This is a genomic window from Psychrobacter sp. SZ93C1 (assembly GCF_015864635.1).
Taxonomy (GTDB): domain Bacteria; phylum Pseudomonadota; class Gammaproteobacteria; order Pseudomonadales; family Moraxellaceae; genus Psychrobacter; species Psychrobacter fozii.
In genome coordinates this window covers 577,719-590,423 of record NZ_JADYWY010000001.1, presented here as the reverse complement: position 1 = coordinate 590,423, position 12,705 = coordinate 577,719, and the positions used below count along the sequence as shown (strand labels likewise).

13 protein-coding genes, 1 tRNA gene and 1 other RNA gene are annotated in these 12,705 nt (G+C 42.1%); 3 read left to right on the top strand and 12 right to left on the bottom strand.

All coding sequences use genetic code 11. The features are described from left to right. Positions 1 to 28 precede the first annotated feature (28 nt). From I6E83_RS02535 to coaD, 9 genes are all read right to left on the bottom strand, one after another. Positions 29 to 1,144 (bottom strand): capsule biosynthesis protein, encoded by a 1,116-nt coding sequence (locus tag I6E83_RS02535; protein ID WP_197099840.1) that lies wholly within the window; start codon positions 1,142 to 1,144, stop codon positions 29 to 31. Then, a complete protein-coding gene (locus tag I6E83_RS02530) occupies positions 1,113 to 1,784 on the bottom strand; it encodes an ABC transporter ATP-binding protein (protein WP_197099839.1) in 672 nt (223 codons plus the stop codon). Before I6E83_RS02530 ends, I6E83_RS02535 begins: the two co-directional genes overlap by 32 nt. A gap of 35 nt (positions 1,785 to 1,819) precedes the next feature. After that, positions 1,820 to 2,632 (bottom strand): ABC transporter permease, encoded by an 813-nt coding sequence (locus I6E83_RS02525; protein WP_197099838.1) that lies wholly within the window; start codon positions 2,630 to 2,632, stop codon positions 1,820 to 1,822. A gap of 239 nt (positions 2,633 to 2,871) precedes the next feature. Next, positions 2,872 to 2,948, bottom strand: a tRNA-Met gene (locus I6E83_RS02520). A 146-nt stretch (positions 2,949 to 3,094) separates the two neighbouring features. Continuing rightward, positions 3,095 to 3,477: RNase P RNA component class A (rnpB, locus tag I6E83_RS02515), an RNA gene on the bottom strand. Positions 3,478 to 3,551: 74 nt separating this feature from the next. Further along, a complete protein-coding gene (bioD, locus tag I6E83_RS02510; protein ID WP_197099837.1) occupies positions 3,552 to 4,307 on the bottom strand; it encodes a dethiobiotin synthase in 756 nt (251 codons plus the stop codon). A 50-nt stretch (positions 4,308 to 4,357) separates the two neighbouring features. Beyond that, complete coding sequence (gene bioA, locus I6E83_RS02505; protein ID WP_197099836.1) at positions 4,358 to 5,686, bottom strand: adenosylmethionine--8-amino-7-oxononanoate transaminase; 1,329 nt, start codon at positions 5,684 to 5,686, stop codon at positions 4,358 to 4,360. A 55-nt stretch (positions 5,687 to 5,741) separates the two neighbouring features. Next, entirely contained in the window at positions 5,742 to 5,990 is a 249-nt protein-coding gene (locus tag I6E83_RS02500) for a YfhL family 4Fe-4S dicluster ferredoxin (RefSeq protein ID WP_021814308.1), read from the bottom strand. A gap of 60 nt (positions 5,991 to 6,050) precedes the next feature. Continuing rightward, positions 6,051 to 6,575, bottom strand: a complete 525-nt coding sequence (gene coaD, locus I6E83_RS02495) for a pantetheine-phosphate adenylyltransferase (protein ID WP_197099835.1) — start codon at positions 6,573 to 6,575, stop codon at positions 6,051 to 6,053. A gap of 244 nt (positions 6,576 to 6,819) precedes the next feature. Here coaD and smpB point away from each other — a divergent pair, with 244 nt between their 5' ends. Further along, positions 6,820 to 7,296 (top strand): SsrA-binding protein SmpB, encoded by a 477-nt coding sequence (gene smpB, locus I6E83_RS02490; protein ID WP_197099834.1) that lies wholly within the window; start codon positions 6,820 to 6,822, stop codon positions 7,294 to 7,296. A gap of 228 nt (positions 7,297 to 7,524) precedes the next feature. Here smpB and I6E83_RS02485 read toward each other — a convergent pair whose 3' ends face one another. Next, a complete protein-coding gene (locus tag I6E83_RS02485) occupies positions 7,525 to 8,547 on the bottom strand; it encodes an EamA family transporter (protein ID WP_197099833.1) in 1,023 nt (340 codons plus the stop codon). A gap of 259 nt (positions 8,548 to 8,806) precedes the next feature. Here I6E83_RS02485 and I6E83_RS02480 point away from each other — a divergent pair, with 259 nt between their 5' ends. Next, positions 8,807 to 9,274, top strand: coding sequence for an Lrp/AsnC family transcriptional regulator (locus I6E83_RS02480; protein WP_197099832.1), 468 nt, complete (start codon positions 8,807 to 8,809; stop codon positions 9,272 to 9,274). 148 nt (positions 9,275 to 9,422) lie between these two features. Here I6E83_RS02480 and I6E83_RS02475 read toward each other — a convergent pair whose 3' ends face one another. Together I6E83_RS02475 and I6E83_RS02470 are read right to left on the bottom strand one after the other, a co-directional pair. Next, on the bottom strand, positions 9,423 to 10,046 hold the full coding sequence (locus I6E83_RS02475) for a hypothetical protein (protein ID WP_197099831.1): 624 nt from the start codon (positions 10,044 to 10,046) through the stop codon (positions 9,423 to 9,425). A 10-nt stretch (positions 10,047 to 10,056) separates the two neighbouring features. Then, positions 10,057 to 11,364, bottom strand: a complete 1,308-nt coding sequence (locus tag I6E83_RS02470; protein WP_197099830.1) for an ammonium transporter — start codon at positions 11,362 to 11,364, stop codon at positions 10,057 to 10,059. A 617-nt stretch (positions 11,365 to 11,981) separates the two neighbouring features. On the opposite strand from I6E83_RS02470, the gene I6E83_RS02465 reads away from it, so the two are divergent. Next, positions 11,982 to 12,656: a hypothetical protein gene (locus I6E83_RS02465; RefSeq protein ID WP_197099901.1), complete on the top strand. Its 675-nt coding sequence runs from the start codon at positions 11,982 to 11,984 to the stop codon at positions 12,654 to 12,656. The last annotated feature ends 49 nt before the right edge of the window (positions 12,657 to 12,705 follow it).

The window sequence follows — 12,705 nt, the reverse complement described above, 5'->3', positions numbered from 1 at the left end:
TGGTTTGTCAAAGTTGCCTTGATCAAATCTAGCTACGATGGTCACGGACCACTGCCATAACTAAACGAACAAACCCATAGAGTATCAATAGCAATGCTAATGATGTCCAAATGATGTAGCCACGGCGTGGATATAACGCTTCTTCAGCTTCATAAGGCGTTGAAATTACAATCAGGTTTTTCATCTTTTTGAAGGCTTCTAAACGTGCTGTTTCAAGTGATGATAACGATAATTTATATAGCTCAGTCGCAAACTCAACGTCAGCTTTGATAGTTTCAAATTCTACTGCTTGACGATTCAACTTACTGGTATTTGGTGATGTTAACTTGGTTTGTTCTTGACGTGTTTGCTCCTCAATCGCTTTAATCTGACTTCTTAATGACACCACTTGCGGTGCATCTGGATTCAGATAACTGAGCAATTGACGCTCTTCCGTACGTAGTGAACTCAACTGTGCCTGCAGACTACCAATCAGCTGATTAACAATTTGTGCATTAGCTTCTGGATCATAAATTTCATTGTCATTTTGGTAATTTAATAACTTCTCTTTTGTTTCATTGAGACGTTTCTCTGACTCACCCAACTGTGTTTCTGCAAAAACAAGTTGATCGCGAGCTACCTCTTGTGAGATACGGTTTACGAACTGCTCAGACTCATCCAAAATGGTTTTATTGAGCTCAAAAGCATACTTCGAATCAAACCCTTCTGTTGATACTGAAAGTATATAGCTTTGTTCGTCTAAATCGATATGAACTCGTTGTTTGAAATACTCAAGCAGTTCTTCCTGCGTCGCGTCAGGTTTAAGCTCATTGATCGGATCTGAACCATCAATGTGGTAAGCCTCACGAAATTTGAATTTCTTATCTAAGCGCTTTACCATATCATTTGACAAAATATACTCTGTCAAATAGGTCGCGTCTTCTTTGCTAGTACTATTGACACCAAGTAATGCAGACAAACCGCCACCTGAAGCTGTAGTAGTATCACTGACCTGTTTGACCACCACGTCAGCCGTCGAAATAAAGCGCGGGTGCGCAAGGGTTATGACATAAAATATCACTAACACCCAAGGAATAATCACCAAGCCAGTAAACAGCGAGAAGCTAATGACCTTACTTTTTTGCTTTGTGGATATGCTTTTCATAAACTTCAATCGCTTCTGTTGTATCGTCAAAGACGTGTGCTGTTTGATCCATTAACACAATACCAATATCGCAGTTACGTTTAATATCACCGATATTATGCGACACTATTAAAAATCCTGCTTGTTCACGGCGGGCAGCTAATATCTCTTCACTACGCTTCCGAAAAGCGGCATCGCCGACAGCACTGGCTTCATCGAGCATATAATAATCAAAATCAAAAGCCAAACTTAAACCGAACGTTAAGCGTGCTTTCATTCCTGACGAATAGCTTTTAACTGGCATGTCAAAATAACTACCGATGTCTGCAAACTCTTCGACAAACCGAATTTTTTCGTCAATATAAGGACCGCTTGAATATAGACGACAGACAAAACGTACATTTTGACGACCAGTCAAACTGCCTTGAAAACCACCGGCTACTCCTACTGGCCACGAAATCGCCGAGTCAGTAATAATCTCTCCGTGATCTGGTTCATCAAGACCACAGATAATACGGAGCAAAGTTGACTTACCGACACCGTTACGCCCTAGCAAACCAACGCTCTGTTTATCGCCAATGGTCAGATTTAAATCCTTGAACAGATAGTGTCGACCTTTCTTGGTCATAAATGACTTAGAAACATTTTTAATTTCAATCATTTATTTACCTTTTCATCTAGCTTGTGTAGTTAATTCTAACGAGAACGCATCATGTCACGCTCAGCATACTTATAGAACAATAATCCTAGAAAATTCACCCCAAACATCCATTTTAGGAAATATCCCATATCGATATGATATGCAGGATAATTAGGCGCGAAGGCATGCCGCATTAATTCAATATTATGAATAAAAGGGTTATAAAGTAAGTAACTAAAATAAGGTTCGGGAATAATATGAATTGGATAAATGATGCCTGATAAGAAGTATAGTATCGTAAAGAATATTGTAATTACTTTACTAATCTCACCACCGTAGTAACCTATCACCATCATGATTAAACCAATACCAAAGCTAAATATAAAAAGTGTTATCCAACAGAACAAGACAATGTGCAAGTTTTCTAAATTGGCATATATATCAAAAAAAGCTAGGCCTGCGAGTAGTAATATAGAAGTGAAAAAATAAATGACTAACTCTAAAAATGAACGGGCAATAATGACATCAATATGCTTGATTGATCGGTACATCAATAAGCCTTTGTTTGCATCAACTGCGCCTAACGCTCTGACAGCAATTCTTTGGAACATACGAAATGGCACCATTCCTACAACCAAAAACAAAGAAAAATCCATCCCCGGTACTAAGCGTTCACGAATCGTACCAAAAATAACCAAAAAAATTAGTACTTGGAATATAACTTCTAGCGGTGCCCATAGATAGCCCAAGCGATAGCCACCAAAGCGCGTTTGTAGCTCACGCATCAGCAAAGCATGGAACGCAGCACCCATGACTTTGAGGCCACTACGGTGCTTAATAGGACGATAAGGGGGCAATTGTACAGACATAGCGTTACAGGACTTTACCGAAAACAGCCCCTATGATAAGTAAGCGCGACATAAGTTACAACAATTAATCTGTGTATAAACAGATAAGCCTATGATTTAGTAAGAAATCAGTAAGTAATGATAGACAAAAATTCGATTTACTTAACCATCAATACGTACTTCTGCCGTTTATTTTAGGCAAAAAAAAACCAATCTCAATAGATTGGTTTTTTAGTTGATACTAATAAAGTATCTATAAATGGTGGCGATGAAGAGACTTGAACTCTTGACCTCACGATTATGAGTCATGCGCTCTAACCAGCTGAGCTACATCGCCATTTTAGGTTGGCTATTATGCCTAAGCAGATGACTATCGTCAACCCCTAATAAGCACTTTTTCCAAAAAACTTGACCTAATATTAAAAATATCGTCATTAATAATTAACAGCGAGATTTTTTAATACTATGTTAGGCCATTAAAAAAGGTTTGGTAAACCGATAAGCCGGGTTCTGTCGTGGACAATCATTCCTCTAGGCGTACAATCGCTCGTACGCTCAAGCAACCTACCCGCATCGAACGCGGGCCGCGCCATGCCGATGCCTATTTGGTCTTGCTACGCGTGGAGTTTACCATGCCGTGAACTGTTACCAGCCACGCGGTGCGCTCTTACCGCACCCTTTCACCCTTACCGATGACATGAACATCTTGCGATACTCATATAAGCCAAAGGCGGTCTACTCTCTGCTGCACTGGTCGTCAAGTTACCCTGCCCAGCCGTTAGCTGGCACGCTGCCCTATGTAGCCCGGACTTTCCTCCCCTGCATGTCTGTTGCCAGTGTGCAGCGGCGATTGCCTAGTCTACCAAGCGCGCTAGTATAACAAACTTATGGCAGAGTGCGAACGTCTTTTGGATTTATTTTTAGCATCGGTACAAATAGGTTAAATAAAACCTTTGGGCAAAGATAAATAATCATTTTCTGACAGCGTTTCAGTATTAAGCATCTCTGTATTAACAGACATTTGGTTTTTTAGAGCTGGTATCTGTACCCAATGAGCCTTAGTATAATTCGCAGCTAAATAATTTTGCAAAAAATCCACAGTGCTATTCGCAATCTCGGTATCCGTATTGTCAGCATCGTCATGGATATGATTATAAATAATGCTATGTACAGATAACCCACGGGCTTTTATTGCTTCTAAACTCAGTAATGTATGATTAATACTGCCCAAACGACCAGAAGTAACCAAAATAATGGGATAACCTTGAGTAGCAATATAATCCAAAATTAATAAATGCTCTGTAATTGGTACCAGTAATCCACCCGCGCCTTCTAGTAATACCAAGTCATAATCAGCTTGCAATCGTTTGGTGGCATTAGTAATCAGTTCAGGATCTAGCACTTCCCCTGATAATCGAGTGGCTAAGTGCGGTGATGCAGGCTTTTCATAGCGATGAGCGCAAGTGGTAAAATCAAGGTCACATGGCTGTAGAGGAATATCCATTAGTTGACGATGGGTAATGATATCGTCAGCAATGCCCATCTCGCCAGTATTGGCATTCATTGTCACGCCAGTTTGCACCAGCTTCTGAGTGATGACGTTGACGTCCTGCTGCATTAATAATTTGGCAATGATGCCAGTGGCATAAGTTTTACCGATATCAGTATCGATACCTGAGACAAATAAAACACTCATAGCACACCTTATACAAGAAATTGACTGGCCTATAATGCAGGGAGTTTTTGCTAAACTTCAATATTTGAAGCTGAATTCGAAACTTGTGCCAGATAAATTGTCACTACATGTAGTAACGATTGGCATAAGGTCTCAAGCTCAGTATTGGTGATGACATAAGGCGGCATGATATACACCAATCTTCCAAATGGTCTGACCCAGATATCGTTCTCAATCAATAAGGACTGAAAAATAGGCATATCAACAGCGTCTCGTAATTCAATGACGGCGACTGCACCCAAGCAACGTACTTCAGTCACACCCTCTAACAACGCGGCGGGGGCTAGCTGCTGCTCCATCGTGCGTTGCATGTTTGCAATACGCGCTTCAATATCATAAGACATAATCAAATCAATCGAAGCACACGCAACCGCACAGGCCAGTGGATTTCCCATGAATGTAGGGCCATGCATAAGGGCTGGATAGTCACTATTATGAATGGTATCGGCAATTTTTCGGGTACATAACGTTGCGGCAAAAGTCATATAGCCACCCGTCAGCGCCTTGCCAATCGTCATAATGTCGGGGCTGATGGCTGCATGCTCACACGCAAATAGCTTACCACTACGACCAAAACCAGTGGCAATTTCGTCCGCAATCAATAGTACATCGTGCTCATCGCACAGTTGACGCAGCAGTTGCAGATACTCAGGACTATAAAAACGCATGCCGCCTGCGCCCTGAATAATTGGCTCGATAATAAAACCTGCCAGCTTATCGCTGTGCTCATCAAAAAATGCTGTGAGGGCAACGCGATCAGATTCTGTTAAAGCCCGCTCAAACCCTAACGGTGGTGCTGCGACAAAATGCTGCGTTGGTAATTGCTTCCCATATAGGCTATGCATACCGTTAATAGGATCACAAATACTCATGGCATGCCACGTGTCACCATAATAACCAGAATGTGTAGAGGCAAACTGCTGCTTGTTCGATCGCTTGGCAGCCACTTGATATTGAAGTGCCATTTTTAACGCCACTTCTACTGCGATACTGCCACTGTCCGCATAGAAAATCGCATCAAGTCCAGCAGGCACAATGTCGAGTAATTTCTGACCCAAATCTATCGCTGGCTGATGGGTCAAACCACCAAACATCACATGCGCCATTTTACCCAATTGCTCGATAATAGCGTCGTTCAGTTTGGGATGATTGTAACCATGAACGCTTGCCCACCATGACGACATGCCATCGATAAGGCGCGTGCCATCTTCGGTAATGATATAAATACCTTCGGCACGATCGATAACGATATTTGGATAAGTAGGTGGCAGGCTAGCATATGGATGCCAGAGATGTTGTTGATCAAAATCGCTCGTTATCTGGTTTGCATTTATCGTCATTACATTGTTCCTAAAGCGCTTCGAACCCAAATATCATTAATAATGTATGGGCTATTTATTGACCAGTAATACGTTTATATTTAGACAACAAATCGCTTTCTGTCTCGACATGATTAGGATCATGAGGGATGCAGTCAACCGGACAAATAACCACACACTGTGGCTCATCAAAATGCCCAACGCACTCGGTACATAAGTCAGGGTCGATAACATAAATATCATCCCCTTCTGATATCGCCTCATTGGGGCACGCAGGCTCGCACACATCACAGTTGATGCACTCATCAGTAATCAGTAGTGCCATGAACGGCTCCTTACGGTTGGTTTTTAGCCTATATGCTGCAGCTGTTGGCCTATTAAAAGGCTAGCTGTCTTGAATCACCAGTTTTTTTGTAAAGGCATCAGACACACAAGTAGGTACAAATTTAGTGACATCGCCACCAAGTTTGGCAATTTCACGAATCATGGTCGATGAGATAAAGGAATAATTCGGTGCTGGCGTCAAAAATACCGCTTCAAAATTTTCATCAAGCTCACGGTTCATGTTGGCTAACTGGAATTCGTATTCAAAATCTGACATGGCTCGCAAACCACGCAAGACAGCAGCAGCTCCTTGAACACGCATAAAGTCGACGAGCAAACCCTCAAAGCCAACCACGGATACTTGTGGTAAGTCAGCGAATACGGTCTCAACTAAAGCGACACGTTCTTCAAAGTTGAACAACGGCTTTTTATGATGCCCTGAGGCAACGGCAATAACGACTTCGTCAAACAGCTTAGTCGCACGTGTGACTAAGTCCACATGACCGTTAGTAATAGGGTCAAAGGTACCTGGATATAAAATTTTGGTGTGTAACTTTGAAGAATTGGGGGAATCAGGAAGGCTCATAGCATGGCTAACATAGTCGGTAATATTGGACTATATGCTAGCAAATTTTGCTCAAACTTAATACTTATCTGCTACATTTGTCCTAACAGCTGACTTACATTTTTATCGGAGGCTTTGCTACAATGGTTGGTTCGACTCATCCTGCTTATTTTTTAAATAAAAAACACGCTAAACAAGCGAATTAGGATGAGGAATTATAGGTGAGGACAACCATGTTGTTCTTAGAAATCCTTACGAGGAAACCATGTCAAAGAAATCAAAAAAACCTGAGAATCAGATTTGTGCCAATAAAAAGGCGCGCCATGAATACTTTATTGAAGAATCGTTTGAAGCGGGTCTTGCCCTACAAGGGTGGGAAGTCAAAGCCATTCGCGCAGGTAAGATGACCATTACTGAAGCGTATGTGATATTTCGCAATAACGAAGCTTTCTTGTTTGGTGCGCACATTCAACCACTACTATCAAGCTCAACGCACGTTAGCCCAGACAGCATTCGTACTCGTAAGCTGCTCCTCAATCGCCGCGAAATCGAAAAACTAGCTGGGGCAATCAACCAAAAAGGTTATGCTTGCGTGCCGTTGTCTTGCTACTGGAAGAACTCGCTGGTGAAATGCCAGATTGGTCTTGCCATCGGTAAGAAACAACATGACAAGCGTAAAACATTAAAAGATCGCGATTGGGAACGTGATAAGCAACGTGGCTTTAAACAACATTTAGATTAATACAGTCAAATCCACTATAGAGGTGTTATAGCGTTAACTTCGCTCGAAGTATGTTATATACGTCTGCGCTCAGTTGCCTTGTACCACCTCTACATTGAATTAACGATAGCCTCTTAAACGAAGCCAGTTTAATCTAATACAAAAATGGACGATTCACATTATGCTGAATCGTCCATTTTTATTTATCTTTTATTTGTCCTTAATTTAGTTAGCAAATGACTCGCTTTCTTACGAGATCGCCTCTTTTGCCAAAGATTGCATATTTCTACAAGCTTGGCGCAATTGACGAATGCCATGAGCAATCAAGCAGGCAATGCCGACCCAAATCAAACCATAGCTGTAAATCATCGCTGATTCAAATGGATTGCCCAATACGGTAATCGCTAAGACAAACAATAGCGCAGGCTCCAGATAACTCATCATGCCATAGACATTTACAGGTAGCATTTGACTGGCGTCAACGTTAGTTTTCATCGCCCACACGCTCAGTACACCCAGCCCAGCAATCATCATGATAAAGAAGGCAGAACCACTCACCAACCCCAAACTACTCGGTGCAAAAACCAATAAGTAAGCCAACGCAAATGGCGCACAAATGCTTAAATCTACCAACAATCCAGTCACCGCACCGATACCCTGCAACCGACGTAAAATATAATAGACCGGATACGTGCCACAGACCCATAGCGTCGCCCACGATATGCTTTGTGTGCGTACAATTTCACTACCCACTCCTAATGCTGCAAAGCCTACTGCCAACCACTGTAGACGACTTAACTTTTCGCCAAATAATAGGCAACCAAACAACACCATGGTGAGCGGAAATAAAAAGTAACCCATGGCCGTTTGTACACCTTGACCATTAACTGGTGCCCACATAAATAGCCAAAATTGACTCAGAAATATAGGCGTCGGTAATAACAGCCAAGCCCACTGCTTTGCCGTTCGTAATGCCTTTAACTTATCAATGTGCAACCCTAAACGACCACTGATAACCAAATAACCAACCAGTGCCACCCACATCGCGAGCATACGCCAGATGAAAACTTGCGTCCCTGATAACGGCGCTAAAAAGCTACTATAGGCATAAAGAATACCGAACAGCATATTAGACAATACAGCCAACACCACACCCAATATTAACGTACGTTGCTGAGTGCTGCCCGCTGTCCAAATCGCAGGTAAAGGTATGCGCGACACTGTGGTTGCCAATGTATTGGCAAACGCATTAGATAATATAGAAATAGACATAGGTAGCACCGTAAAATAGTAGTCGTTAAGCAAATCAATGGTCAGCACAGTGATGGTCCATAGCTAACTACTGGTTGATAGGTTCTATTTTACTTACGCCTTACGATATATTATTTCTATAATTACCTTTATATGAGTAAGATTATCTAAAAACCTATTAATAATTTAATTATTTATCGGTTTTTGAATTATAGTGATAATAGATTTAATAACAGATTTTTTAGCAGTGTTCTTTGTAGAATTTTGGGAGGTAAATACCGTGAGCCAAGTTTTGGATGACATTGATAAAGCTATTTTGAATTTGCTGCAAGAGGATGCCACGCTACCTTTGAAAACTGTCTCAGAGCATGTCCATGTGTCTATCGCTACAGCGCAGCGCCGTATCCAAGCGTTAACGAACAATGGCGTGATTACCAAGCAGGTCGCTATTGTCGATCCTAATAAGGTCGGCTATGGACTGACAGCAGTAGTAATGATAGAAATGGCACGCTCAAACACGTCGATGCAGCATCGGTTTGAGCGCTTAATGCATTCGCAGCCACAGGTCATGAGCTGCTATGAAGTATCAGGTGATGCGGATTTTATGTTGATGGTCAATGCCAAAAACATGAGCGAATATCATCGTTTCACCACAGGCTTGCTAACTTATGAAAATAACGTGCGCCACTTTAAAAGTCAGTTTGTGATGAATTTCACCAAGAGTGGCACAAAGATTACGTTAGATTAATCTCAAGGCGTGTCATGGCTGATTGCTCATGACTTATTAATTATGGTTAATCAGTCATAATTCATAAATAGATGTCATTATTTTAGATCACATCCAGTGACTAAAGACACGCCCCAGTCTCATATCAAAGCTCTCATTCAAATAGGTATTAAAAAAGCTTTTCGACCACGGCCCTCGGATGAGTTTGCTTGGCAGTCTCTGCAACCCGAAAAAATATTTCATCTGCTTCTACAGGGCCAGCAATATCGCACAAGCAAATATAAGCAAGCTGAATCAAATTATTCAAGAGATGCTCATTGTCAGGTACGATTGGCCGCGCACCTTCCAAGAACTGATTAATGTCGATAGAATGCCCTTTAAAGGTGCGTTCTTTCGCGACAGTTTGGTGCATGATATGAAAAAAACTGCGTTTGTCTGATTCTGTTAGCTGACTACCAATGGCTTCCATCACCGTATAAAAAGCTTGAAGCATTTCAGAAATAGATTTTTGTTCATCAATTTCTACACTACTACCGCTCTCTTCGACCACCTGCTGATGGTCTGTCTGCATCGTATTCCAAAAACCTTTACGAATATCAGACTTGTGTTCTTGTAGCTCAGGATAGCGTCGCGTCGCATCTAAAACGCACTGCTGCATCATTTTTACAGATACCGTCGAGTGCCGCTGCCAATGCGTGGTGAGCAGTCGCACCTCTTCAGGATTTAAGTATTTTGCCAGTACAACTGCCATCGCGGACACGGTTTGATTTACTGATTGAGTGTCGATATTCATCAGTTTTCTCCTATAAATGTCGCTCTGTTAAGTTTTTGGCATCGAACATTTGCTTTTGAAACTCTGGATAGCCAATCTCTGCATGCTCGGTATAATCTAGGCCGCGCTGCTCATGCAAGCGACTGGCTTTTAATCCAAAGCTGACATCAATCAACTTATACATGATGAGTCCCAAGCCTAATCCCCAGACTAACGCCACACCCACACCCAGCGCTTGTACACCCACACGTGATAAATTGAATAAGTCGTCTGAATAAAACAATCCAGCCGCAAGCGTGCCCCATGCACCGCCAAAACCGTGAACTGCAACGGCTGAGACCACATCATCGATTTTTAGTTTCAACAACGCTTGTGTCGATAAGATATAGATTACGGAAGCAGCTGCACCGATGATAACGGCGAAGATAGGCGTCGTTGTCGCACAGCCTGCGGTAATGGATACCAAACCAATCAAACTGGCGTTGACACTATCACTGAGCAAAATGGCTTTGTTCAATGCTTTTGAGATGAGCATATAACTCACTACCGCACTAATCGCTGCTACGAATGTATTGACGGCAATTAGGCCGATATTGCCAGTGATAGATAGTGTGGAACCAGCATTGAACCCAAACCAGCCAAACCACAAGATAAAACCACCAAGTGCAACCAATGTCATATTGTGACCCGCTATCAACCGTGGTGTACCATCAGGTGCGAAACGACCTAATCTTGGGCCAATGACCAATATACCCGCGAGCGCTAGCCATCCACCGATAGAATGAACCACCGTAGAGCCAGCAAAATCAATGAACCCAAGCTCAGCTAGCCAGCCCGTACCACCGAAATAACCACCCCAGACCCAACTGGCGAATACAGGATAAATGAACAAGCAAATGAGACATGCAGCCACCGCGTAGCCTATAAAGGATACTCGCTCCGCCATTGCCCCACTCGCTACCGTAACGGCTGTGGCAGCAAACATCATTTGGAAAAACATCAATGCCCAGTCCATATTAGACAAATTCACTGGCATAAAGTGATCCGTACCGAAGAACCCTGAGTCATTGGTACCCATCATCAACCCAAAACCAACCAAATAAAAGGCCAAACCACCGATACACATATCGGTATAGTTTTTCATCATGACATTGACCGTGTTCTTCGCACGTACCGATCCGCTCTCTAACAATGCAAATCCTGCCTGCATAAAGAACACTAGCACTCCGCCCCAAATAATCCATGCAATATTCTGATACTCAAGTAACTGCGCCACTGTCAAAGTCGCTTCTTCAGCAGCCGTTGCGCTAGACATAATCCCAAACAGTACTGCGCTCATCAACAGTACTTTAGAGCAGAAGGAGGTACATAAAACAGATACCTTGCCCAAGCTAAAATAGGATGCTTTCACTTTACTTCTCCAAACAATTATCGACTTTATGGTATTTATATATGTATTGTTTTTATGAGCCCATCTAAATCAATAGACTCTACGAAAGAGAAAGCAAAGCGCATGCCAAAACGTACTTTGGGCATTGGGAAAATAAAATAGCTACTCTAAAAAAAGAGCACCCTTTAATCGAAACAGACCTGTAATTATTCATCTAGCATCAAATAAACGCTATGATACGAACTGATAAAAGTAAGATGCCCAATACGAAATTGATACTTAGCTTCTGTTCTATTTCATTAGCAGCGGCTCAAGTATTTTGTTCAATAGAATATAAATAATGAGTAGATAAGGCATGTCTAAACCATGTACCATATCAACGAAAGTTTGATAATAACCATCAAACAGAGATATCAATATCAATAGTCGATAGTCAATCATCATAGACAAGGAAATAGAGCATGACTCAGCTTAAAGGCACACCTGCAGACAAACTAGAAAGCACCAGTAAAAGCGATAAGCGTCACACTGCATTACCAGCCAAATTCAACTCAAAAGCAGTGATTATGGGTGCCTCACTAGCAGCGTTGCTAGCGACCTCAGGCTGTGCCACTAGCTCATTATTAGACAGTGACAGTCATACCAGCACCAGTACCACCAGAAATGTGTTGTCTGAAGATCAGATCATTGCTTTTGGTCGTCCCGCTCAAGCATTACCAAAAATGCCAAACGCGTCCATGGTTATCGTTGGTGAAAAAAACAGCTACGTGCTGACCCAAGGTGGGACAGAGATGATCAGCTTACTGGGTAGCTTGACGCCCAAAAATATCCAAGTCGATAACGACATGAATTTTTATGTGCCAAATAATGATGGTTATTTTCAGGGAGAGATGAAGCTTTCTTATGCCAAGTTAAAAGACGAATTTAAGCGCTCTGACTATCAGTTCTTTTTGCAAAACAGTGGTAAAGAATGTACCTCAGCCAGTGATCAGCGCATCAATGCCCAACGCTTTTGCTTCAGTGTCCCAGTCAAAGGTGCTATCTATCCGCAGGTCAGTAATCTAAGCATGATCCAGTCAAATTACCGTCCTTTATCTAAGCCTTATATGGTGAGTTTTTATTCAAAAACCACGCAGAGCCACGTATCTAGTAGCGGCGCAAATACGGCGCAGAAGCTTGTATTGCTACCTTTTGCCCTAGCATTTGACGTGGTTACCTTTCCGTTTCAGCTATTAGAGTAGTCAGTTTTCTGTACTTATGACAGGGTAAATCAAGAATAACAGGTTAAAT